This is a genomic window from Aquiflexum gelatinilyticum, assembly GCF_024741135.1.
In the GTDB taxonomy this organism is placed as follows: domain Bacteria; phylum Bacteroidota; class Bacteroidia; order Cytophagales; family Cyclobacteriaceae; genus Cognataquiflexum; species Cognataquiflexum gelatinilyticum.
This window is the reverse complement of sequence record NZ_JANSUY010000001.1, coordinates 175,156-198,782: the sequence shown is the minus strand read 5'-3', so window position 1 is coordinate 198,782 and position 23,627 is coordinate 175,156. Positions and strand designations below refer to the sequence as shown.

At 41.6% G+C, this 23,627-nt stretch carries 19 protein-coding genes and 1 tRNA gene; 13 read left to right on the top strand and 7 right to left on the bottom strand.

Going from position 1 to position 23,627, the window contains the following annotated elements; translation table 11 throughout:
- The first annotated feature begins 114 nt into the window (after window positions 1–114).
- Window positions 115–2,202 (top strand): glycogen debranching protein GlgX, encoded by a 2,088-nt coding sequence (gene glgX / locus NU887_RS00790; protein ID WP_258421445.1) that lies wholly within the window; start codon window positions 115–117, stop codon window positions 2,200–2,202.
- 54 nt (window positions 2,203–2,256) lie between these two features.
- Here glgX and NU887_RS00785 read toward each other — a convergent pair whose 3' ends face one another.
- Together NU887_RS00785 and NU887_RS00780 are read right to left on the bottom strand one after the other, a co-directional pair.
- Entirely contained in the window at window positions 2,257–3,402 is a 1,146-nt protein-coding gene (locus tag NU887_RS00785) for a methionine aminotransferase (RefSeq protein WP_258421444.1), read from the bottom strand.
- Complete coding sequence (locus NU887_RS00780; protein ID WP_258421443.1) at window positions 3,399–4,691, bottom strand: APC family permease; 1,293 nt, start codon at window positions 4,689–4,691, stop codon at window positions 3,399–3,401. Before NU887_RS00780 ends, NU887_RS00785 begins: the two co-directional genes overlap by 4 nt.
- A gap of 229 nt (window positions 4,692–4,920) precedes the next feature.
- Here NU887_RS00780 and rocF point away from each other — a divergent pair, with 229 nt between their 5' ends.
- The 9 genes from rocF to NU887_RS00735 all read left to right on the top strand — a co-directional run bounded on the left by rocF (window position 4,921) and on the right by NU887_RS00735 (window position 12,587).
- Entirely contained in the window at window positions 4,921–5,871 is a 951-nt protein-coding gene (gene rocF, locus NU887_RS00775; RefSeq protein ID WP_258421442.1) for an arginase, read from the top strand.
- Window positions 5,872–6,024: 153 nt separating this feature from the next.
- Entirely contained in the window at window positions 6,025–7,815 is a 1,791-nt protein-coding gene (argS, locus tag NU887_RS00770) for an arginine--tRNA ligase (protein ID WP_258421441.1), read from the top strand.
- Window position 7,816: 1 nt separating this feature from the next.
- Window positions 7,817–8,398 (top strand): glutathione peroxidase, encoded by a 582-nt coding sequence (locus NU887_RS00765; RefSeq protein ID WP_258421440.1) that lies wholly within the window; start codon window positions 7,817–7,819, stop codon window positions 8,396–8,398.
- Between the two features lie 80 nt (window positions 8,399–8,478).
- On the top strand, window positions 8,479–9,390 hold the full coding sequence (locus NU887_RS00760; protein WP_258421439.1) for a 1,4-dihydroxy-2-naphthoate polyprenyltransferase: 912 nt from the start codon (window positions 8,479–8,481) through the stop codon (window positions 9,388–9,390).
- Window positions 9,391–9,462: 72 nt separating this feature from the next.
- Complete coding sequence (locus tag NU887_RS00755; RefSeq protein ID WP_258421438.1) at window positions 9,463–10,314, top strand: universal stress protein; 852 nt, start codon at window positions 9,463–9,465, stop codon at window positions 10,312–10,314.
- 1 nt (window position 10,315) lies between these two features.
- Window positions 10,316–10,672, top strand: a complete 357-nt coding sequence (locus tag NU887_RS00750; RefSeq protein ID WP_258421437.1) for a translation initiation factor — start codon at window positions 10,316–10,318, stop codon at window positions 10,670–10,672.
- 77 nt (window positions 10,673–10,749) lie between these two features.
- A complete protein-coding gene (locus NU887_RS00745; RefSeq protein WP_258421436.1) occupies window positions 10,750–11,481 on the top strand; it encodes a GDSL-type esterase/lipase family protein in 732 nt (243 codons plus the stop codon).
- A gap of 132 nt (window positions 11,482–11,613) precedes the next feature.
- Window positions 11,614–12,009 carry a VOC family protein gene (locus NU887_RS00740; RefSeq protein WP_258421435.1) on the top strand — a complete coding sequence of 132 codons (396 nt, stop codon included), beginning with the start codon at window positions 11,614–11,616 and terminating at the stop codon, window positions 12,007–12,009.
- The gene (locus tag NU887_RS00735) at window positions 12,009–12,587 is read left to right on the top strand and encodes a phosphatase PAP2 family protein (protein ID WP_258421434.1); all 579 of its coding nucleotides are present in this window, start codon (window positions 12,009–12,011) and stop codon (window positions 12,585–12,587) included. The genes NU887_RS00740 and NU887_RS00735 overlap by 1 nt, the downstream gene beginning before the upstream one ends.
- A 23-nt stretch (window positions 12,588–12,610) precedes the next feature.
- Here NU887_RS00735 and NU887_RS00730 read toward each other — a convergent pair whose 3' ends face one another.
- From NU887_RS00730 to NU887_RS00715, 4 genes are all read right to left on the bottom strand, one after another.
- The gene (locus NU887_RS00730; protein ID WP_258421433.1) at window positions 12,611–13,120 is read right to left on the bottom strand and encodes a GNAT family N-acetyltransferase; all 510 of its coding nucleotides are present in this window, start codon (window positions 13,118–13,120) and stop codon (window positions 12,611–12,613) included.
- A gap of 110 nt (window positions 13,121–13,230) precedes the next feature.
- Window positions 13,231–13,944 carry an SDR family oxidoreductase gene (locus tag NU887_RS00725; RefSeq protein ID WP_258421432.1) on the bottom strand — a complete coding sequence of 238 codons (714 nt, stop codon included), beginning with the start codon at window positions 13,942–13,944 and terminating at the stop codon, window positions 13,231–13,233.
- 166 nt (window positions 13,945–14,110) lie between these two features.
- Window positions 14,111–14,183 (bottom strand) — tRNA-Gly (locus tag NU887_RS00720).
- 101 nt (window positions 14,184–14,284) lie between these two features.
- Entirely contained in the window at window positions 14,285–15,430 is a 1,146-nt protein-coding gene (locus NU887_RS00715) for a cystathionine gamma-synthase (protein WP_258421431.1), read from the bottom strand.
- Window positions 15,431–15,501: 71 nt separating this feature from the next.
- Here NU887_RS00715 and NU887_RS00710 point away from each other — a divergent pair, with 71 nt between their 5' ends.
- The 3 genes from NU887_RS00710 (at window position 15,502) to NU887_RS00700 (ending at window position 18,424) form a co-directional block, all read left to right on the top strand.
- Window positions 15,502–16,203, top strand: a complete 702-nt coding sequence (locus NU887_RS00710) for a TVP38/TMEM64 family protein (protein WP_258421430.1) — start codon at window positions 15,502–15,504, stop codon at window positions 16,201–16,203.
- Window positions 16,204–16,385: 182 nt separating this feature from the next.
- Entirely contained in the window at window positions 16,386–17,102 is a 717-nt protein-coding gene (locus NU887_RS00705) for a DUF2092 domain-containing protein (RefSeq protein WP_258421429.1), read from the top strand.
- A gap of 17 nt (window positions 17,103–17,119) precedes the next feature.
- Window positions 17,120–18,424: a DUF6515 family protein gene (locus NU887_RS00700; RefSeq protein WP_258421428.1), complete on the top strand. Its 1,305-nt coding sequence runs from the start codon at window positions 17,120–17,122 to the stop codon at window positions 18,422–18,424.
- A gap of 174 nt (window positions 18,425–18,598) precedes the next feature.
- Here the strand turns inward: NU887_RS00700 and porU2 are convergent, their stop codons facing one another.
- A complete protein-coding gene (porU2, locus tag NU887_RS00695) occupies window positions 18,599–23,626 on the bottom strand; it encodes a putative type IX secretion system sortase PorU2 (protein ID WP_258421427.1) in 5,028 nt (1,675 codons plus the stop codon).
- Window position 23,627 lies beyond the last annotated feature (1 nt).

Genomic DNA, 23,627 nt, shown 5'->3' with positions numbered 1-23,627 from the left:
TTTTTCAACATAAAAGATGAAAAATATTTGAAAACAGGATGTATATTTTTCTTGTTTAAAGCCTAAAAACAAGCTTAATTCGACCCTCTATTTATACCTAGACAAATTCACCCAATGTCTACCTCAATCAATACTTATTTTACTTCAGTTGGCCAAAGTTTCCCAATTGGCCCAAGCATATCGCCTGAAGGAGTCAATTTTTGTCTTTTTTCCAAAAATGCGATTTGGGTGGAATTGTTGTTTTTCAACGACGTAGCTGATATTGAACCCAGTCATGTTTTCCGCCTTGACTCCGCAAAAAACAAAACTTATCACTATTGGCATATTTTTGTAGCAGGAGTCAAAGCAGGCCAACTTTATGGCTACCGCATCCATGGGCCATTTGAAACAGCAAAGGGGCACAGGTTTGACTCTTCCAAAGTTTTGGTGGATCCCTATGCAAAGTCATTGGCTGTTCCACCTGAATTTAACAGAAAAGCGCTCAGCAAATTTGAAAAAGAGGATGCCCAATCACTGAAAAGCGTGATCGTGGATTTGGGATTGTATGATTGGGAAGGAGATATCCATCCTAGAAGATCTTTCTCCTCCACAGTAATCTATGAAATGCATGTCGGTGGATTTACTAAAAATCCAAACTCAGGAGTTGCGACGGAAAAACGGGGAACTTTTGCAGGGCTGATTGAAAAAATCCCTTATCTCGTAGAGCTCGGAATCACGGCGGTTGAATTATTGCCTGTTTTTCAGTTTGATGTGCAGGATGCCCCCGAAGGCAAAACCAACTACTGGGGATATAGTCCGATTTCATTTTTTGCACCGCATCAGGGATACAGTACCGATCCCGAAAACCCCTTGAAGGTTTTGGATGAATTCAGGGATATGGTCAAAGCCCTCCACCGTGCAGGCTTGGAAGTCATCATGGATGTGGTATTTAACCATACATCAGAAAACCACGAAGAAGGACCTACATATACCTTTCGGGGGATAGACAACAGCATCTATTATATTCTCGACAATGACAAATCCAAGTACAAAAACTATTCAGGAACCGGCAATACCCTAAATGCAAATCAATCCATCGTCCGAAAGATGATCATTTCAAGCCTTCACTTCTGGGTGAGGGATATGCATGTGGATGGATTTAGGTTTGACCTTGCTTCTATCTTGTCAAGGGACGAAAAAGGCAATCCCATAGAAAATGCCCCGATCCTTTGGGACATTGAATCAGATCCGATTTTGGCTGGTACCAAACTGATCGCAGAAGCTTGGGACGCTTCAGGCTTGTACCAAGTGGGTAATTTCACAGGAGACAGCTGGAAAGAATGGAACGGGAGATTTAGAGATGATGCCCGCAGTTTCCTACGTGGAGACAGAGGAAAAGTAGGAGATTTTGTGACCCGCCTGATCGGTAGCCCTGACATGTATGAATCCAAAAACAGGGAATTGGAGCAAAGCATCAATTTTGTCACTTGCCATGATGGATTTACCTTGAATGACCTTGTTTCCTATAATTTCAAACACAACATGGCCAACGGTGAAAATAACCGTGACGGTCACAATGACAACCTCAGCTGGAATTGCGGAGTGGAAGGTCCTACTGATAATCCCAAGATCCTTGCACTTCGCAATAGACAGATCAAAAATTTCTTCACAGTAACCTTATTGTCATTGGGTGCACCGATGATATTGATGGGAGATGAAATCCTACACACCCAACAAGGCAATAACAACGCGTATTGTCAAGACAATGAACTCACTTGGTTTGATTGGGATCTGGTTGAAAAAAATGCAGATATATTCAGATTTGTAAAAATCCTGATCAAAAAACGATTATTGAGAGAAACTTCCCAATCCAATTTTAATATGAGCCTCAAGGAGTTGCTCCTGCAGTCCAAAATCCAATGGCACGGTGTAAAACTCCATCAGCCGGACTGGTCTCCTTCTTCGCTGAGCATTGCCATGACCATTTTGTCTCTCAATAGAAAAATGGCCATGCACTACCTGATCAATTCCTATAATCAGGATCTAACATTTGAAATACCAAAAACCATTGATGCCAAGAAAGTCAGTTGGAGAAGGTGGATAGATACCAGTTTTGAAAGTCCCAAAGACATTTGCCTTTGGTCTGATGCAGGTAATCACATTGAAAATTCCTACTTGGTCAAATCCCATTCTATCGCCATCCTTTTTACCAAAATCGAATAGGCCTTTCATTTTTTTTCAAAAGAAAAATTGGCTTGAGAAATTAAATTGACAATTTCAAAAAAATGGTTTCTGAAGTAAGTCCAAGGCTTTTTCTAAAACATCATCCTCTTTGGCAAAACAAAATCTCAATAATTTGTGGTCTGTTTTGTCATGGTAAAACACTGAAACAGGTATACTTGCAACCCCCAACTCTTTTGTCATTCTGATCGCAAGGTCATAGTCTGATTCTTGGGAAAGGTGTCCATAATAAACAGTCTGAAAGAAACTACCCTGTGAGGGGGTAAATTCAAACGGCGTATTTTTCAAACCCTGACAAAACAAATCCCTTTTATTTTGATAAAAATCATTGAGATGAAGATATCTCGAAGGTTCCACCATAAAGTCCGCCAAAGCATATTGTAAAGGAGTGGCCGTACTGAAGGTCAGAAACTGATGGATTTTCCGGAATTCAATAGTCAGTTTTTCCGGTGCAAGGCAATATCCGATTTTCCATCCTGTGATATGAAAAGTCTTTCCAAAGGAACCACAGGCAAAAGTCCTTTCTTTGAGCAGTGGATGACTGAACAATGGCAAATGCTTTCTTCCATCAAATGTAATATGCTCATAAACTTCGTCACTGACGACGTATATTTCCCTGTCCTGAATCAGTTCGGCTAAGGTGTTCAGGTCATCCTGAGTCCAGACATAGCCACATGGATTGTGGGGAGTATTTACCATGATCAGTCTGGTTTTGTCAGTGATGGCAGATTTGACTTTGTCCCAATCCACCGAAAAGTCTGGCAAATTGAGTGACACATACACAGGTAATCCCCCATTCAATACCACTGCTGGCGCATAGCTGTCATAGGAAGGTTCGAGCAAAATCACCTCATCTCCGGGTCTTACCACAGCCGTCACAGCCGCGAAAAGTGCTTCAGTTGCACCCGAAACGACAGTGACTTCCGATTCTCCATTGAAATCCACCCCATATACCAATTTCGTCTTTTCGGCAATCCTTTGCTTGAAGATCGGTACACCACTCATGGGAGCATATTGGTTGTATCCCTCACTTATGTATTTGGTCACCAAGTCATGTAAGAAAGGAAAGCAATCAAATCCGGGAAAGCCCTGTGCCAAGTTGATGGCATTACAATCCGTGGCCAACTTAGACATGACTGTAAAGATGGTGGTACCGACATCGGGAAGTTTAGAGGATATCATAAAGAAGTTGGCTTATTCAATGTATCAAACTGGTAAAGTAAGAAACCTACAAAGATTATCCCCAATCCAAAAAGGCTTTCTTTTGGACGGTCGTAAACCATGAAAACCATTACCCAAAGGCTAAAGAGGATGTAAACTATTTGAAGCCAAGGGCGGAAGGGACTTTGGAATCCGGACCTATTTTTAAGCCTGAGAGAAGCTGCTATCGTCAAAGTCCCCATGACCTGTAGGACAAAACCGGCATACAACATGATCGACTCAAATGATCCCGAAAACATCAAAAGCAAACTGACTGCAGTATTGAACCATATTGCCCGGACAGGAATTCCATTCTTATTGACCACTGACAGTGGCTTCCAAAATGTATATTCTTTGGCCATTGCATTGGTAATCCTGGGACCTACCCAAGTATAGCCACTTATCGTGGCAATTAGCTGGATTCCAATAAATAGACTGATCCAAAACACCCCATCCAATCCAAAAAGGTTGCCAAATGCAAGGGTAGCTACCTGAACTTTTCCCTGTAGCTGTTCTATGGAGGCATGCTTGAGAAAAACCAACTGCAACAAAACATAAACAACCATTACAAGAAAAGCTGCTGAGATCAATGCCTTGGGAAGGCTTTTACGGGGTTCTTTGATCTCCTCTACGATGTAAGCTGCAGAATTCCAACCTGTGTATGCATAAAAAACATAGATCAGAGAGACCGCAAATCCCGGAGCTAAAATCTCACCTTTCCAAGAAGAACTGAAATCAAAACTGCTTTCTGAGAGGACTGACGCATATCCGAACCCCAACCCGATAATCACAAAAACAAAAAGCAACTTGATCCCGGTGAGAATATTATGTACAAGCCCTGATTGGTTGACTGAAAAGGAATGAAACAAACCCATCATCAATATCGCACACATTCCAATCGTCCTGCTATTGTGGAACCCTATCAAAGGTTCCCAATATTCTACCATGGCCATCGCAGCAATGGAAATGGGTGCTGAAAATCCTACAGTAAGTGATACCCATGCATAAAGGTAACCTGCAGTAGGATGGATGGTCCGTGAAAGAAAAATGTAATCCCCTCCCGATTGTTTGAAATGGGTACCCAGCTCTGCATAAACAAAAGCCCCTGCCAATGCCATCATTCCCCCAATCACCCAAAGGATGATGATACTCCAGGTATTTTGACTGTCGATAACCTGAAAACCAAGACTAGTAAAAACGCCAGTTCCGATCATATTGGCAATCACCAAGCCTGAGGCTGTTTTCCAACCGATTTTATTTTTGATGTTCATGGATTCATATTCCTGAGGTTTTAGAAAGTCAGACCCCACTAATTAAAACAGAAATATTGAAATATCACCAAATCTCAAAAATCCAATATTTCCTGAAGGAAAAATTCCCAGTTTCTATGCTATTCACTTTCTCAAATGAATCTTTTCTAATGGTATTTCAGCCTTTTTTTGACTACTTTTGCGCCACTTCAATAGAAGAAATATTGAATAAAACCCAGATAACCCATCTATGAGAGATATAAAATTGGTTGAGGTCAGATCGGAAATTGCGGCCGGCACAAGAGGCGCAAGCTTAGGCATCGACGCCCTCAAAATTGCAAGTCTTGACAAAACTTCGGATTTCTTTACCAGGTTTGACCCCATCAATGTCCCGGATGCCAACAACTTTCTTTGGAAAGGAAATAAACATCCACATGCCAAGTACATCGATGGCGTCTATCAGGTTTTGAAAAATGTATACAGCACCATTGAGTCCTTGAGATTGGAAAAATTATTTCCTATCGTATTGGCAGGAGACCATTCCACAGCTGCTGGTACCATCATGGGAATCAAGGCTGCACATCCTGACAAAAGGCTCGGGGTAATATGGATTGACGCCCATGCAGACCTCCATACTCCTTACACCACCCCATCAGGAAATATGCACGGCATGCCTTTAGCGATGTGCATTCAGACCGACAACAGGGATTGCGAAGTCAATCAGCCTGCTGAAGAGACCGTTCAGTATTGGGAGAAAATTAAAAAAATCGGCGGGGATGCCCCAAAAATCAAAGCCGAGGACATTGTCTTTATTTCCGTCAGGGATACCGAAACTCCTGAGGATTTTCTGATCAAAAAACACGGGATCAAAAATTTCTCCACAGAAGAAGTCAGGAACCTTGGCATCACCAAAGTGGCAGCTGAAGCCCTGAATATCCTGGGGAATTGTGATCAGATTTACATATCCTTTGATGTGGACAGCTTGGACTCATCTATCTCAATGGGCACAGGAACGCCTGTCGCCAATGGATTAACAGTAAAAGAAGCCCTTGAGCTCAACACAGAATTGATCAAAGACAAGCGGGTTTGTTGCTGGGAAATCGTCGAAGTGAATCCTACCCTAGATTCCGAAAACCTGATGGCCGAAAACGCCTTTGACATTTTAGAAGCGACTACCAAGTCATTGGTGGATAACTTTTAAGTTTAAGGGTTATTGGTGATTTGGTGATTTGGTTATTTGGTTATTGGTTATTTGGTTAATAAAATTATAAAAATTAATAACTGAGAAAGAGATTCTAATACCGATCGATGGTCACAGTCTCAAATCTCATATCTCACGTCTCATGTCTATTTCATGAATATAGAACAGAAAATAACCGCCAGCATTCAACAAGCTTTTCAAGAGCTTTTTGGTCATCAGGCAACTATAGAAGAACTTGCCCTACAACCTACCCGAAAGGAGTTTGAGGGGACTTTCACCTTTGTCGTTTTTCCTTTTTTGAAAATCACCAAACTCAATCCTGAGGCTTCGGGTGCAAAAATCGGGGAATATCTCGTGGCAAACTGTGATGTGGTCTCTTCTTTCAACACCGTCAAAGGATTCCTGAACATCTCTGTGAGTGAGACATCTTGGTTGGATATTTTTTCAAAGATCTACGGCAATCCGGATTTGGGCCAACTTCCCGCAAACGGGAAAAAGGTAATGGTCGAATACAGCAGCCCCAACACCAACAAGCCGCTGCATCTTGGGCACTTAAGGAATAATTTCCTAGGCTATGCCGTTGCTGAAATCCTGAAGGCCAACGGCTATGAAGTAGTCAAAGCCAACCTCGTCAATGACCGTGGTATCCATATCTGCAAGTCGATGGTGGCTTACAGACACCACGGCAATGGAGAAACCCCATCTTCAAGCGGACTAAAAGGAGACCATTTGGCAGGAAAATACTATGTGATTTTTGATAAGGAATACAAAAAAGAAATCCAACAGCTTGTAACCGAAGGCCAAACAGAAGAGCAGGCCAAGAAAAATGCACCCTTGATGCTCGAAGCTCAGGAAATGCTGAGGCTTTGGGAGGCAGGAGACAAAGACGTCGTTGACCTTTGGAAAACCATGAACGGATGGGTGTATGAGGGATTTGACGCCACTTACAAAAAGATGGGTGTTGATTTTGACAAGTTTTATTACGAATCTGATACCTACCTTTTGGGGAAAAACATTGTCGATGAAGGACTTGAAAAAGGCGTTTTCTTCAAAAAAGAAAACGGTTCTGTTTGGGTCGACCTGTCAGCTGAAGGTCTGGACGAAAAACTTGTGCTTAGGGCTGATGGCACATCGGTATACATTACCCAAGACATGGGAACCTGCGAATTGAAATACCAGGATTTCCATTTTGACAAATCGGTCTATGTTGTCGGCAACGAGCAGGATTACCATTTCGATGTGTTGTTCAAGATCATGCGCAAGTTGGGCCGTCCTTATGGGGATGGTCTGTATCACTTATCCTATGGAATGGTGGATTTGCCTACCGGCAAAATGAAATCTAGAGAAGGTACAGTGGTCGATGCAGATGACCTCATGCAGGAAATGATCGAGACTGCCGAAAGCCATACCAAAGAGTTGGGGAAAATCGATGGTTTCAGCGCTGAAAAAGCCGCTGAACTCTATGAAATATTGGGAATGGGTGCTTTGAAATATTTCTTACTCAAAGTTGATCCCAAGAAAAGGATGCTTTTCAACCCTCAGGAATCCATTGAATTCCAGGGGAATACTGGTCCTTTTATCCAATATTCCCATGCGAGGATCGCCTCGATTCTGCGCAAAGCAGATCAGATCGGAGTAGATTACAGCAGTGCGGGATTTGAAGGATTGGACAAACTTGAACCTGCAGAAAGGGATTTGATTGTAGTTTTGAATGAGTTTGAGAAAAAAATCATAGCAGCAGGAGAAGAATATTCCCCTTCAGTATTGGCACAGTATCTTTTTGACTTGGCTAAAGAATATAATAGATTCTACGCAGAATTGTCGATCTTCCATGAAAATGACCCTAAGGTCCAATCCTTCCGAATTGCAATTTCTGCCATTACCGCCAAAACAATCCGCAAGGGCATGCAGTTATTAGGTATCAAAGTCCCAGACAGAATGTAATATGAAAAAAATCCTAAGCACTTTCGCAATCATCGCTTTAGCCTTCACTGGCTTTATCCAAAAGCAAGAACCAGTCAACAATGTACCACTAGATCAAATGATGATGGAAAAATCCTTTTACGATTTTAAAATGAAAGACATCAATGGTCAGGAAGTCGATTTCTCCCAATTCAAAGGAAAGAAACTACTATTGGTGAATGTAGCCTCAAAGTGTGGCTATACCAAACAGTACGAAGACCTCCAGAAACTTCATCAGGAACATGGAGATGAGGTGACGATCATCGGTTTTCCTGCCAATAATTTTGGTGGTCAGGAACCTGGAACCAATGAGGAAATCAAAGAATTCTGCTCTTCCAAGTTTGGTGTCACCTTTATGATGATGGACAAAATATCCGTAAAAGGTGATGACAAAGCTCCCCTTTACAAATGGCTTTCAGACAAAGACCTAAATGGATGGAATGACAAAGAACCTACATGGAACTTCTGTAAATACTTCATCAATGAAAAAGGTGAACTTGTAAAGTTTTTCGCTTCCTCAGTGAAGCCTATGGATGAAGAAATCCTCCAGTTGATCGCTGAATAAAAAAATATTTATTGTGAGAATCAGACCTGTTTTCCTTCCGAAAACAGGTCTTTTTATTAGTTTTGATTCAAAATCAAAAAGTGGAAGTCACCTTATCCAATAAAAAGCAAGCTTGGATGCATGCCATCCGTTTGAGAACCCTCCCCTTGGCTTTATCCAGTATTTTAATGGGTTCATTTCTTGCAGCTTTCCAAGATCAATTTCGTCTTTGGGTGTTTCTTTTGGCAGCATTGACGACAATTTTTCTTCAGATACTATCCAATCTTGCAAACGACTATGGTGATAGCATCCATGGTGCAGATTCCGCAGATAGAGAAGGACCGATAAGGGCAGTTCAGTCTGGAGTCATCAGTCTGGGAGAAATGAAAAAAGCAATGTTCTTGTTTGGGACACTTTCTCTTATTTCAGGATTGGCTTTGTTGTACATTTCCCTTCAGGATTGGAAAATATTTCTTTTGTTTTTGGGTTTGGGAATAGCATCCATCATTGCTGCTGTGACTTATACCTCAGGAAGCAAGCCTTATGGCTATGCCGGGCTAGGTGATATTTCGGTTTTCTTGTTTTTTGGTCTTTTGGGAGTTATGGGTACCTATTTTCTCCATTCACTCTCTTTTGATTGGAGTATTGTTTTTCCTGCGGTTTCATTGGGTTTTTTTAGTTCAGCTGTATTGAATATCAATAATATACGGGATATCAAGGCGGATACTAAGGCAGGAAAGAAATCAATTCCTGTCCGAATCGGAAGAGAAAAAGCGGTGATTTACAATTGGGCATTGATCATTGGAGGGAATGTTTCGCTGGTTTTCTTTTCTATCACCAATGAAAACTATGGCTGCTTGGTAGCTTTGGCAGTATTTCCTTTAATGGCCAAAGTCGGCAATGCCGTAGCCAATAAAACCGAGGCCCGAGACCTGGATCCTTACCTGAAAAAAATGGCAATTTCCACTTTGTTATGGGTTATTGTTTTTGGTATTGGAATATTATTTTTTTAGATAAAAAGAGTTAGTTACTTAAAGGTTTGAGGTAATTTTTGTATTTTCCTGCATCAATAAACACCCTATACCATGAAAACAATTCTCGTTCCTTATGATTTTTCCAAAGAAGCAGACTATGCTTTTGAATTTGCCACAGAAATGGCAAAAAGGACAAAAAACAAACTTGAGCTCCTTCACGTCATTGAGCTTCCTTCGCCCCAGAGTTTTTCGACAATAGGGGAAGTTGGGTCATTTAGCAGTGAGTCCAATCAGATTTTTATGATCGAATTGATCGAAAAGAGAAAAAAACAGATGGCTGCCCTAGAGGAGGAATTCAAAGACAGCGGATTTAAATTTGAAACCAAGATGGTCTTTGGAAATCCATTTGCCGGTATTTCAAAAGAAATAGTGGATGCTAAGGCAGATATTGTGATCATGGGCAGTAAGGGTTCATCCGGTATGGAAGAAGTTCTGATAGGAAGTAACACTGAAAAAGTCGTAAGACATGCCTCCTGCCCGGTCATTACCATCAAAGGACCTATCTCAGCAGATAGCATCCGAAAAGTGATTTTTGCAAGTGACTTTTCCAATGTGCCAGGTGAAGTGATCGATAGATTGAAGGCAGCAATCAACACCATCGATGCAGAGCTTCATTTGGTTAAAATTAACACCCCTTCAATGTTTGAAAGCACAAGGACTTCCATGGAAAAAATGAAAAGCTTTGTGGAAGATTTTGAAATCAAAGTTGCTTCCATGCAGATTTATAACAGTACTTCCGAAGAAGAAGGAATTCTTGAATTTGCGGACGATGTAGATGCAGATATGATCGCGATGGCTACCCATGGCAGGACAGGATTTTTGCATCTGCTGAGCGGAAGCATCGCCGAAGATGTGGTCAATGCCGCCAAAAGGCCGGTGTGGACGATGAAATCAAAAAAATAACATGTCAAAAAAGAATAATAACGATTGGAAGAAAAGAGACGGTGTAGTCTATTCTACCAGTAGTGATTTCACTTTTAATTTTGGTGGAGACAAGGAAGAAGAAACTTTGTCTCCCCAAAAACAAAATCTCAAAGTCATGTTGGACAAAAAATCCCGGGGCGGAAAGCAGGTGACTTTGGTGGAAGGCTTTGTAGGGACAGATGATGACCTCAAAGAACTGGGCAAAATCCTCAAAAGCAAATGTGGTGTCGGAGGAAGTGCCAAAGAAGGTGAAATTCTCATCCAAGGTGACCATCGCGACAAAGTCCTTCAGATTTTGATTCAGGAAGGATATAAAGCCAAAAAAGTGGGAGGATAATCTTTTATGAACAGAAGATATTGCACCAAGCTTTGGACCAAGGCTTGGTGTTTTGTTTAATCCATTTCGATCAAGTCATGCGCAACCGGTTTTTATATTTTTTAGAGATGTCGGTTTTGATTCCTATTTTCCCAATCCTTTATATCATTGGAAAAAAACTCAAAAACGACATTATCAAACTTCCATCAAGGAGTGAATACCTGAAAATAGAGGCCAAAGAATCAAAACCAAAGCTCTTGATTATTGGAGAATCCACTGCGGCTGGTGTGGGTGCTTCCGGGACAGAAACCACTTTTGCATCCCGGATTTACAAACATACCGGTGAGAAATTCTCAATTATCAACATCGGAGAAAATGGCCTAATGGCCAAAAACCTTCGGAGACTATATGAAAAATTCGAAGGCGAAAAAGGAAATTCCTTTTCAAAAGCCATCATCCTCATCGGTGCCAATGATTGCTTTAACCTAACTCCACCATGGAAATTCAAAAGGGAATTAGAATCCTTCATCTTGTTTTTAATCAAAGAAAAAAAGGTTGAAAAGATAACCATCCCTTTGATTCCTCCGGTCCATGAATTTCCTCTGATACCCGCAATCATGCGTTTTTTCTTGGGATGGCATAGGTATATCCTTACCGCAGAATTGGAATCTCTGGAAAAATCGGTCTCCCAAATTTCATTTGACAACCATAAGAGCAAAACATCCGAAGTATTTTACTCAGAAGATGGCATCCATCCTTCGGATTATGGCTATGAACTTATTGCCCTAGCAATAGCCGAAAACATAAAATTAAAGGAGGTGGCTGATTGAATCAGTCACCTCGTTATTCAAAAAATTAACCAAAACTAAAAAACAGGAATAAAATCATTGAAATAGAAATAACAGTTGGTTGAATGGAGATACGATTAATCTTCTCCAATCGGATCTATCAAAAGAAATAAAATGAAACAATTCATTGCAAAGATTGCCTTGGTCGTCAGGGATTATGACGAAGCCATCGCATTTTATACCAAAAAACTCCATTTCAAATTGTTGGAGGATACCCAAATGTCTCCTACAAAAAGATGGGTAAGGATCGCACCTCCAGGCTATGAATATGGTCAATGCGAAATACTTTTGGCTCAAGCAGCAGGCGAACAGCAGCTCAAAGCAGTAGGCAATCAAAGTGGCGGACGGGTATTTCTATTTTTATATACCGATGATTTCGAAAGGGATTATCAAAATATTTTGGATCAAAACATCAAAATCTTCCGGCCAAAAAGTGTGGAATCATATGGAACAGTGGCTGTATTTGAGGATTTGTATGGCAACCTTTGGGATTTGATCCAGCCAAACTGATGATACTGAACAAAGAAAAAACAGCGAAAACAGTCTCCGTCCTAGGACATCCGCTCCTGTTTGGAAATGCGTACGTCGTCTTCATGTCTTTTAAAAATCTTGAAAGCAAAACGGCGACCTTGGTTTCATTGCTTGTAATCTTCTTAGTGGCAGTTCCTATCATTTGGAACAATTGGAGGAAAATGAAAAGTGGGGAATATTCCAACTTTGATGTGTCAGACCGAAAGCAAAGAATGGGTTTCTACCCATTTGCGATCAGTCTTTTTGTGGTTTTGCTGTTGGCATTTTGGGTTTTGAAATTCCCTGAGGCAGTAATCCTGCAAACCCTTGTGTTTTTTATGATGGTATTGACCATGGCATTGGTCAACGTTCGGATCAAAGCCTCCATGCATGCAGCAATCGCTTTCTATATTGTTGTCAATATTTTCGGTATAGGGATTTTTCCCGGAATAATTTCTTTGGTCTTTGCCCTAGCCGTATCATGGTCAAGGTGGGAAACAAAAAGACATTACCTCATAGAAATTGTGATAGGTTCTCTGCTCGGCATTATTTTCGGAGGAGTTGGTTTGATGATCTGACACCGGTATTTTGGCTGACAGATTTAAAATTGGAGTTCAAAAAGCGCCAACTCTTCCCCTTCAAGGTTTTGAAAAGGTCTTTGATAATGGAATCCCAATTTTTTTAAAAGTCTGATGGAAGACGTATTGTCAGGCAGCGCGATCGCCTGCAGGATTGGAATTCCGAGATTGGCTTTGGCAAAATCAAGGCAGGCATTGGCGGCTTCAAAAGCATAGCCTCTTCCCATAAATTCAGGCAATAAAGCAAAGCCCAGATCAGGATGTTTTAAAGTATCTCTTTTGAGAAGTCCGCAAAAACCTATGGGTAAACCAGAAATTTTCTCTTCGACTTTGTACAGACCAAAACCATAATCTGAATAACTTTTAACAGGACCGTTTTGAAGATAGCTAATGGCTTGCGCTTCATTTTTAACTCCCCTGTCGCCGATATATTTCAGCCAACCGGGACTGTTAAGCAAGGTGATGACAAACCGGAAATCTTCAATCTCCAATTTTCTTAAAAATAGCCTGTCTGTTTCAATAATAAATTCCACGAATACCAATTAAACAAAAATTAAATGAGTCGGCAAAATAGAAAATCTCTGTTCAAAATCGAAGCATCAATTTTGAACAGAGATTTATTTTATAGCTGATCTTTCCTATATCAAGCGGGCATACTTGGTCTAACTTCGATTTTGCTCGGAAGTGTCCTCGGATGCATGTGCATCAAATCCACCACCATCTGTCCCAAATCTTCAATCTGGATCTTCCAAGCATCTTTTTCATTGGGTTGGTGGTTATTGAAATAGGTTGCCACAGAACCTGGCATAATGGTCGTAGCCCGGATTCCATACTTTCTGAGATCGAGCATTGCCGCTTGGGTAAATCCGGTCACTCCAAATTTACTGGCATTGTACGCCGAACCATTGACAAAGAAATTGGTGCCTGCCAAAGAGGAAATTGAGATAAAATACCCTTTGGAGGCTTTCAGTCCTTCCATCCCTGCTTTTAAACTATAGAAAACTCCTGTCAGGTTGGTATCTATGGTTTCATGCCATTGCTCCAGTGTCATGTCATCTATGGAGGCGAAAAAACCAACTCCGGCATTTGCTACCAAGAGGTCCAATCTTCCCCATTTTTTCATAACTGCTTCCACGGCATGCGTTTGGGAGGAAAAATCCCTTACATCGGCTTTGATTCCGATTGCTTCTCCTTTGCCTATTTTATTGAGTTCAGCGGCCGCTTCATTTGCATTCGCCTGAGATCTGCTTGTGATAGCAACTTTCATCCCTTGGGCCATCAAAGCCGCCGCAATTCCATATCCGATCCCCTTGCTTCCGCCGGTAATCAGTGCTGTTTTGTTTTCAAGAATTTGCATAGTCATATTTGGTTTAAAAATACATTGGTGTCAATTGATAGAACCTCATTTATCTAATTGAGGTTCAAAAGAACTTGCTTTGGCTTGACTTTCAATACCAAAGTTCCAATCATACTTTTGATTTCTGGTCCGTTTAAAAAAACTCAAGAAAGTTCGTTAAAAAATGAGCGGGTAATCGGTCTCGAACCGACGGCCTTCAGCTTGGGAAGCTGACGCTCTACCAACTGAGCTACACCCGCTTAACAGCTATAATTTAAGGAAATTTCAGAAAACAATAATTGCTGTCTTTGCAAATCGGGAAAAAAAATTGAAAGAGGTCTAATTTTTTTCCCTCTTATATTTACACCAAATCCAATGCCTGTGACAAGTCTTGGATTAAATCCTCAACATCTTCAATCCCCACACTCAGTCTGATCAATGAATCCACCAAGCCGACTTTTTCCCTTTCGGCCTTTGGGATACTGGCATGTGTCATGGTAGCCGGATGGCCGCAAAGAGACTCGACTCCACCAAGTGATTCAGCCAAAGAGAAGTAATGCATATTTTCCAAAACCTTCAAAGCATCTTCCAACCTGTCACCTTTAATGACAAAAGAAATCATTCCACCAAAGTCTCGCATCTGTTTTTTGGCTACAGTATGGTTTGGATGCGACTCAAAACCCGGCCAATATACCTTGTCGATTTTAGGATGGGATATGAGAAATTGGGCAACTTTTGCACCGTTTTGGCAATGTCTTTCCATACGGATATGGAGTGTCTTGATCCCACGCAAAACGAGGAAGCAATCCTGTGGACCGGGAGTCGCTCCACATGCATTTTGGATAAATGCCAATTGCTTAGCCAATTCATCGTCATTCACTATCAATGCACCCATTACAGTATCCGAATGGCCTGCAAGGTATTTTGTCACCGAATGCATTACAATATCAGCACCCATGTCCAATGGATTTTGGAGAAATGGCGTAGCAAATGTATTGTCCACAGCGAAAAGCACATTATGCTTCTTGGCAACTTTTCCGATTTCGGCTACATCAACGATATTCATCATCGGGTTGGTCGGCGTCTCAGCCCAGATCAGTTTGGTGTTATTGTTGATATACGCTTCTATAGAAGCAGGATTTTCCATGGAGATAAAATGAAACTTGATCCCATACCTCTCAAAAACTTTGGTAAAAATCCTATAAGTTCCTCCATAAAGGTCATTGGTGCTGATCACCTCATCTCCGGGATTGAGCAATTTGACAACTGCATCTATTGCACCTAGACCGGATGAAAAACACAATCCATGCTTTCCGTTTTCCAGAGCAGCAAGGTTTTTTTGTAAAGCATCTCTTGTAGGGTTTTGTGTCCTTGCATATTCATATCCCTTATGTACTCCGGGGGACTTTTGGACGTATGTGGAAGTCTGAAAAATAGGAGTCATAATGGCTCCGGTGGAGGGATCCGGCTCTACGCCGGCGTGGATGGCTTTTGTTCCAAATTTCATATTTGCGATATCTAATTTCTTTGGGTTTAATTCCGAAGTTTTGTTTTCCTTTACGCTTCAGTGGCCCAAAGATGGAAAAAAAGCAAGGCATATTCAAGGAATTCCAATCTGCATACAGGATTAATCCCGGCGTTGCTTTGGCGCTTCTTTGGGTGACAGTGATGCCATCTGTTGGAAGTTTTTCTGCTTTACCGATTCTTATCAATTATTCGGAAAACCTGCAAAATCTGGTTTTTTCAGACTATTTGGTAGCCATTTCATATCTGGTTTTAGTCACTGTCCTAATGGGAATGGCTTTGATGCCCACGACGTTGGTCGCAGGATTGTCCGGATTTATTTTTGGTTGGGAAGCATTCCCTTTTTTATTTTTAGCTTATAACATCGCATCTATCCTGGGATATGGTTGGGGAAAAAAACTCGGAGGCAACAGTTTAGACCTCATTTTAGACAAATACCCCAAAGCCAAAACTTTGATTGCTTCAAAAAGAAACCGGATGGGAGAATTGGTTTTCTTCGGAAGGCTTAGCCCTGTGCTTCCGTTTGCAGTTTCCAATCTGCTTTTTTCCCTACTTCATGTAGGTTGGAAACGACTTGTGCTTTTTGGGAGTATCGGAATGTTGCCAAGAACTATTCTTACCTTTTGGGCCGGAACTCTTGGTACAGATGTCTATAGCGCAATCAATCAGGAAAGTATTTCAGGAAAAGCCTGGATTTTCCTACTTCTTTTGGTGTTGAGTTTATGGGGAATTTGGCGGTTTTTAAAAAGAAATTAAAATCCAACTCATTGACATTTCAATCTTTAATCCCAAAAGAATCACCTCTGAAGAAAACAATCCTGATTTTTTTAAATGCTATAGTTGTTTGTCCCAATAGTTTTTAATTTTAATATCAGATTTCCCTTAAAGAGTATTCATTTATAAATTTCCTTATGTCTATGCAAAAAATAAGTTGTTTTATGGTTGCATTTTTATTGGTATTCGGTGCAAAGGCACAGGATAGTACCATGGATGCAAGGGCAGTGGTCTTATTGGACCGGATGAGCGAGGTTATCGGAAACCTTAAATCCTGCAGCTTTCAGCTCAAAACCGGAATAGATGTCAATGACCCTGACAAAGGTATCCTAAGGCAGTATTCAATGCATGATGTTTATTTGGTAGGGCCTGACAAAATGCATGTACATACCAAAGGTCCCAAAGAAGAATTAGGGTATTGGTACAATACAGACATGCTTATGTTTTACTCCTTTACAGCAAATACCTATGGATTTATTGAGACTCCTGACAACATCCTAGAAACCATCGATATGGTCAATGCGGATTATGGAGTTGATTTTCCAGCAGGTGATTTCTTTTATCCCTCATTTACAGATGATTTGATCGAACACAGCGAAAGTATCTACTACGTGGGGTTGGTTCATTTTGAGGGAAGAGATTACCACCATATTGTTGCCAAAGGAAGTGATAAACACATTCAAATATGGATCCACAATGATACTTTTGCCCTTCCTGCCCGATATGTGATCCATGAGAAAAAAGATGGTGAAACGCTGCAGTTTGAAGGTATATTTTCCAATTGGAAGCTAAACCCTGATTTACCTGAAGCCATCTTTGACTTTACAGTACCTGAAAGCGCAAGGCGTCTAAAAATCGTTTCAAAATCATCAACCTATTGAATTGAAATCCCATGAAAATGCTTAAAAAATATTCAAAATTGGCAGGGACAGCTCTTTTAATGCTATTGTTAGCTTCTGATCCAAGTAGCCTGATGGCTCAAAGAATGAATCATGGAGGAGGTAGAGCCGGTGGCGGAGCTGCAGCTAGACCAAGTGGTGGCGGCTCTGCCAGACCAAGCGGAGGCGCAGCTTCTAGACCAAGTAGTACTTCTCCATCTAGGCCGAGTGGGGGTACAGCTTCAAGGCCAAGCACTAACAGTCCCTCAAGGCAACCTGCCACAGCACCATCTAATAATCGTGCTGCACAGCCTTCATCTAGACCGTCTACTGGTTCTGCAGGCTCCATCAACGGAGGTGCACAAAGGGCTCCGGACAGACAAGTAAATACCAATCAGGCAAATAGTGACAGGTCTATCAATTCTTCCCGTCAAAGCAGGGACCAAGCTACAAGACCCGGAGCAGAGTCTGCAGGTCAAGGAAGTGCATCCGGTAGCAGAGCAGGAAACAGAGAATCTGACAGGACAGGAAGCGCAACCGGAAACCGACCTTCTAACCGTCCTGATAGCGGGAGAAACCCAGGAGTGGGTGATGGAAACAGACCGGGGTCCGGAAACGGTAACAGGCCGGGAGGAAGTAACAGACCTGGAGGAGGAAATAATAATATCAATATCGGAAACAACAATAATATCAACATCAATGCCCAAAGAAACACAGTGGTAAGGGTAAATGTGATGTCTCCCATGATGATGAGACCACCGTTTATGTGGGGAGGAATGAGGGTTTTTGCTTTCCATCCATTTTTCTTTTTCCCTTTCAGACCGTTCTTTTGGGGACCAATGTGGCACCCTTGGGGTTTTTGGATGCCTATGCCTCCACCACAGGCCCAAGTGGTCAATGTGACCAACGTCACGAATGAAACCAATATTACTAACGTAACCAATGTGACCAATGTCATCAATGAATTCCAATATGCGGATGGCGTGTTTTACCAAAAGGATGATGACGGATGGGTGGTTGTTCCCGCACCTATCGGTGCAGAAGTGAGCTCGATACCTGATAATTACGAGGTGGTTAAATTGGAGAACAATGAAGTCAACTATTATTGGGGCGGAGCATTTTATGAAAAAACCTCTAAAGGATATGTTGTCGTACCGCCAACAGCCGGAGCTTTGGTAGAAAATCTTTCCGAAGGCGGTGAGGAAGTTAAGGTTGGAGAAAGAACACTTGTCAGATATGGAGAAACCTACTATCAGCCTGTGCAGGTCAATGGAAAGAACATGTACGAAATTATAGTTTTGGAATATGAGGATGAAGAAGGTTGAGATTCCATTCATAAATTAACCTTTCAAAAAAAGAACCTATTTCTGATCAGAAATAGGCTCTTTTTTTGAAATTCAACCTACCTAAAGGTTAGCCCTTAAATTGGTGTGTTTGCTTGTTTACTATTTCAGGGTTTATCTTTTGAAATGATTCGGCAACATTTACTTTCCAAAATTTTACCTTAACAAGTACATTTTCCCATAGCCTTGTTTAAAGGCTTTATCCCCTGCTGTCCCTCTCAGTTCTACAAACTGCCCATCCTTTCGGACCAATACACGGTAGATATATACGCCATTGGCAAGCTGATCGCCAAATTCATCCGTTCCGTCCCAGGCAAATTCACTGATATTGTTTCCAATTCTGATTGGTCCAAGTTCATCTTGGAGTATTTCCCTAACTACCCGCCCGGTCACTGTCATAATCTGAACCTTGATCTGATCAGGAACCTCAGAACCTGTCACTGTGAATACAAACCGTGTACTCGTACTGAATGGATTGGGATAGGGGTAAAAATTTGTAATGGTAGACTCATTGATTACCTCAAAGTTGATTTCATAAGGCTTATCTACTCCCAGGTCTTCGGTCAAAACACGAAGGGTATAGATTCCATCGTCCAAAGGCCCCGGACGAAATTCCACTTTGAAACTGCTATTCTCAGTTGCCTCAGTCCATGTCACAAGAGGTGAAGAGAAGTTGATTTTTTCAAATTGGCAGTTCTCACAAGGCTTTCTTAGGAAAATCTCCAATCCTAATGTATCCTTCTTAAGGATCAGTGATTTTTCATTTTTGAGGATGGAGGTAATCATCACTGTGGGAGAAACGATGTCACCGTCAAGGATATAAACCCCATCAAAATTGACATCCAATATGGCATTGTTCTGATCCGGGGCTACAATAAAGTAATTTCCTAAATCAATGATGTTGTTCCTGAAAGTTTGTTCAAGAATGATCCTTGGATTGGCAAAAACCTCTACCTGCACTTCTCCCCCATTTCCCACAGAATTAAATTCGATGGTGAATTCGTACTTTTCCCCGGATTTGACTGCAGGGATTTTCTTTGAAAACCTTTCCACTTTCTTGGTCGTGGTATTGTTGAATTCCCATTCCACGAGTATAGAGTCTTTGAAATCAATTTGGGAAATATTCACAAATTCGAAGTTGAGGTTTACCACCTGCCCTTCCTGAAGGTTCATTTTTTCATCTTTCCCATTAAAAATCAATACACCTTCCGTCACCCCTGTATAATTGACTTGCCATTTATCCAAGTATGCAGGGGCTGTAGAAAGCTCATCTTCCATCGCATACTTTAGCCTAAGGAAAGGGAAAAGGGTTGGATTGACGCTGGAAAGGTCAATCTCACCAGCCTGTACCTGATTAAAAAGAACTTGTTCTTCACCAGTAGGCTTAACGCCAACGACATCAAAATAAGCCAGTTCTTCATCAAACCAGTCTCTTGTATTTACTTGATTAAAAAATTGTTTCCATTCTGATGAAGGTCCTATTCTCGGTGTTACAATACTTCCTGAAGACAAATATCCCTGGATCTCAGTTTCAAACTCTATGATTTGTTGATTGGTCTCCAATTCCAGATTTTGCTGTGCAACAATCTCAACAGCCTCTCCCGGAGCCATACCTTTGCGGCCATATAAGATGTATGGATCTCCGTTTTGAAGATTTCTGAGTACAGCTTCATTGGCACCGATTTCTTTCATTTTCTCAAATACTGCATCCGGCCATTGCTGAAATGTCACATTTCCTACAGAAAAGATGACGACATAATCCCCATCCTTGAGTCCATCGATATAATCCAAAAGCATCCTTTGGCCCGGTTGGGTGATCCAAGCATTTCTGACACTTTGTATCACTTGAGGTACCCTTCCGCAACTCCTTCCATCAAGAATATCGAAGCCCGGTACCGGAATCACCAAATATGGCGTCAAGGACCTTTGCTCAAAAGCCACCAAACCAAGTGATCCATCAGGACATAGCCTTGAATTGGCATTATTCACATTGTCCAGAATATATGGTACACCTTTAAGGTAGAACTGTGTATTTCTGAAAGTTAGACTGTCTGTTTGATTTCCAAATGTAAATACGCCTATATCCAACTTGGTATCTTTGTATTTCCACTGTCGCTTAACAGGATCGACTTCAAGGTTGTTTAGCTGATTGGTCTGGATCTGTGCCTGTTCTCTTTGGGTCCATCCTTCTGGACCATTTGTAATGAAGGAGAAGCTTCCCTCTGTCCATTCCTGGCTTTCACCTTCCCTTGGGTCTAAAAATCTAGATCTCCAATAGAAGGTGACAGAGTCCCGTTGGGGAATATTTTGAAACAAATTGATTTCCCAATTGGCAAGATTGGACGTGGTTATTCTTGTTTCCCTTCGCGTAGCTGATGAAAAGTTGGCCGCTGTATCAAGCTGAATGACAAGATTTCTTGGTTCGACCGATTTTCCGGGAATCTGAGCAATAAGATTGATTTCAGTTTGGTTGACAATACCAAAATTTTCAGGAATTAGATGTATTGTTCCACTCAATGGGATGAATTTGGTGACCGTAACAGAATTGTTACTATACGTCATCTCAGGAATTTCTCTTGAAGGATTGATTTCCAAGGTAAAAATATTATCTCCAAAGGACTGTATTCCTGTATTTGGAATCATGAAGTCAAGCGTGTCTTTCCTATAGACAGGAGGAATGGTGACCAAAGGATAGTTGATCTGTGTCCCATCTGGCAGTCTTCTGGAAACTTTAAAATGGAGAGAATCCAAATCCACTCTTCCGATATTTTTGAGAACAAAAGAGAATTTTAGAGAATCAGCGAGCGCGTTGAAGGTCTCTCCTTCGTAGCTACCTAAAGTCACATCAGGTTCCAGAACAGAATAATCCGCCTTATTTGCAGGAAATAGCCTTATCGCAGGATCACCCAACATGACCAGCTGTTCGGCATGAGAACGGTTGACTGCAGATTCTCCATATCTAGCGAAAAACCATTTTTCTGCCTCCCTCCTAACTATTCCAACAGGTTGGTAAATCGTCGTAGAATCTGAAAAAGCTTTGATATAAAATGATTCACTGTACCTGCGGAGGTATACATCCACACCGATATTCGCATGAGCCATGAAATTTGTGGCCCCTTTCTCCGGAGTCAATACCCAATCCTCTCCAAAAGTATAAGCATTGCCAAATGAGTTTCCGGCATCACAGCCGTTCAACAGCAACATCGGGTATTTTCCTTTATTGGCATATCCCAAATTGGGATCTGATGCGAAGCCTATTTCAATATCAATCAAAGAAGGCGATCCATGACCAAAAAAAGTCACCAAACTTGTGCCCCTGTTGATATCTGCCGAAATGTCAATCAATTCAATGGTGGAATTGGAGCGCTTTCTGTAAGTAGTAACATTGGCTCCCATGTAAGGTCCTTCAATGATATTTTTGAATCCGTTTAAGAAACCAAAGTACCTGTTGAGCTCAAATGCCGATACACCGCCGCTAAGGTGAACCACTTCTTTTTGCCAATCCTCAGATACCCCGAGGGCATCTTTCTCTTTTACCTTGTCAAGATAGGCTGCAACCTGATCAGGATTTCGGGCAGGAACCCTTCCAATGGATATGGCAGCTAGACTGGGATTTTCCGGGTCAAGTCCCATCGTGTAATTGTTGTCCGCATAAGGATAACCTGCCGGTGGGATAATATCCTGAAACTGAAATACAGATGGGTTTTTCCTGTAAAAATAATTGACTCCTCCGGCCCTTGCTGTGGAAAAAATACCCATTGCCCTACCTATCAAAAGGAGAAAATCAGGTTTGTGTACAGGATAATAAGCCCTCAAAAACTCATAAACTGCCAAAGGCGTTTTTTCTCCAAAAGTAAACTGATTATACAGGTCATCGATATTGACCACCAAAGTATCATATCCCCCGCCTTGTGGAGAGGCCCTGTGGGCAGCGTGTGCATTGACAGGGTCGGGATAGGTGGAAGAAGGCCTTCTCAAAATCTTGTGAGATATCACGATATAATCTGCTCTTTGCCCAAGCAAATTCCTGAATCTAACCGGCGTCATTCCTGCAATCTTGACTACGTCCAATTGATTTTCCACAATCACTTTGCTTGGTGAACCACTTATTCCTGCTACAAAGCTGACCTGATTACCGGTCTTTGTGACAGGGACCATCACAGGATTATTGGGATCCGACACTTCTAATGCAAGATAATCGGAAAGCACATTACCGATCTGAATCCTACCGGTTTCAGGACCGGATATAAAGATCTCCTTTGAAAAATCCCCATTTTCGACCGCTTTTGGATAGGTCAATCTGAGGTATGCAATGGAAACATTGTCAGTAGCGCTAGTGCCTGCCGAGGATACACGGATAGCAATGGAACCGTTGGCATTAAAATCTGAAGGCAAAACCTCCAACTCCCGGTGGACCGCCTGATAATCAGTGTAGTCAAAAGAAGCTACTTGCCTCAATGTACTGGAATTGGGCCCCACACTGATTATAGATATATGTGGAGTAGCAGACCTACCTGTAAGTCCGATTTCTATTTTTACACTTCCTGTGGCGGGCACCTGACCAAGTTCAGCCAAGGTAATGGTTCTGGGATTAGTCTTTGTAATTGCCGCACTTACCCATCCGCTTCCTTCTTCAAAATCAGAAAGATATACTCCAGGATTGTAAATCTGTCCAAGGTTATAATTTTCCGAATATACCTCCTGCCTGATTGTCTGGTAATTGTTTTGTATAGGAAAGGCGGAATCCGGCGCTTGCCTGACTGCCATTCTTTTACCTTGAATACCGGGCGACAAAGTCAGAAAAAATGCAGTAGTATCATTATGGATATTATACATGGTGTTGCCTTGGTAGGCAGGATCCTTGTAAAATCCAGCATCAAGGGTCCCGTCATTCTTTTTACCGTAAAAATCAATATAGTCTGTGGGATCAAACTTTCCGTCCTCCTGTCCCTGAACAAAAACCGCGACTTCCTCTCCCCTGTGAAATATCCGGATATTGCGGGGGTCAATGATATTTGGGTTGAGGCCTGATGCAGATAGAGATGTAAAATTCAGCCTGTGAATACCATCGGAAGCAGTGGGGATTTTATAATATGTCTGGTTATAATCTATCCATCCGCTTTGCGCAAATGCCAAAGCGGAACAAAAGAATACCACTATTGAAAAAAAGATTCTTTTTACCATG

What these genes read in the sequence shown, in the direction of transcription:
- porU2 (WP_258421427.1), bottom strand. Translation starts at nt 23,626, where the DNA reads ATGGTAAAAAGAATCTTTTTTTCAATAGTGGTATTCTTTTGTTCCGCT.
- NU887_RS00700 (WP_258421428.1), top strand. Translation starts at nt 17,120, where the DNA reads ATGCTTAAAAAATATTCAAAATTGGCAGGGACAGCTCTTTTAATGCTA.
- NU887_RS00765 (WP_258421440.1), top strand. Translation starts at nt 7,817, where the DNA reads ATGAAAAAAATCCTAAGCACTTTCGCAATCATCGCTTTAGCCTTCACT.
- NU887_RS00785 (WP_258421444.1), bottom strand. Translation starts at nt 3,402, where the DNA reads ATGATATCCTCTAAACTTCCCGATGTCGGTACCACCATCTTTACAGTC.
- glgX (WP_258421445.1), top strand. Translation starts at nt 115, where the DNA reads ATGTCTACCTCAATCAATACTTATTTTACTTCAGTTGGCCAAAGTTTC.
- NU887_RS00715 (WP_258421431.1), bottom strand. Translation starts at nt 15,430, where the DNA reads ATGAAATTTGGAACAAAAGCCATCCACGCCGGCGTAGAGCCGGATCCC.
- NU887_RS00705 (WP_258421429.1), top strand. Translation starts at nt 16,386, where the DNA reads ATGGTTGCATTTTTATTGGTATTCGGTGCAAAGGCACAGGATAGTACC.
- NU887_RS00735 (WP_258421434.1), top strand. Translation starts at nt 12,009, where the DNA reads ATGATACTGAACAAAGAAAAAACAGCGAAAACAGTCTCCGTCCTAGGA.
- NU887_RS00725 (WP_258421432.1), bottom strand. Translation starts at nt 13,944, where the DNA reads ATGCAAATTCTTGAAAACAAAACAGCACTGATTACCGGCGGAAGCAAG.
- NU887_RS00755 (WP_258421438.1), top strand. Translation starts at nt 9,463, where the DNA reads ATGAAAACAATTCTCGTTCCTTATGATTTTTCCAAAGAAGCAGACTAT.
- NU887_RS00710 (WP_258421430.1), top strand. Translation starts at nt 15,502, where the DNA reads ATGGAAAAAAAGCAAGGCATATTCAAGGAATTCCAATCTGCATACAGG.
- argS (WP_258421441.1), top strand. Translation starts at nt 6,025, where the DNA reads ATGAATATAGAACAGAAAATAACCGCCAGCATTCAACAAGCTTTTCAA.
- NU887_RS00750 (WP_258421437.1), top strand. Translation starts at nt 10,316, where the DNA reads ATGTCAAAAAAGAATAATAACGATTGGAAGAAAAGAGACGGTGTAGTC.
- NU887_RS00740 (WP_258421435.1), top strand. Translation starts at nt 11,614, where the DNA reads ATGAAACAATTCATTGCAAAGATTGCCTTGGTCGTCAGGGATTATGAC.
- rocF (WP_258421442.1), top strand. Translation starts at nt 4,921, where the DNA reads ATGAGAGATATAAAATTGGTTGAGGTCAGATCGGAAATTGCGGCCGGC.
- NU887_RS00745 (WP_258421436.1), top strand. Translation starts at nt 10,750, where the DNA reads ATGCGCAACCGGTTTTTATATTTTTTAGAGATGTCGGTTTTGATTCCT.
- NU887_RS00780 (WP_258421443.1), bottom strand. Translation starts at nt 4,691, where the DNA reads ATGAACATCAAAAATAAAATCGGTTGGAAAACAGCCTCAGGCTTGGTG.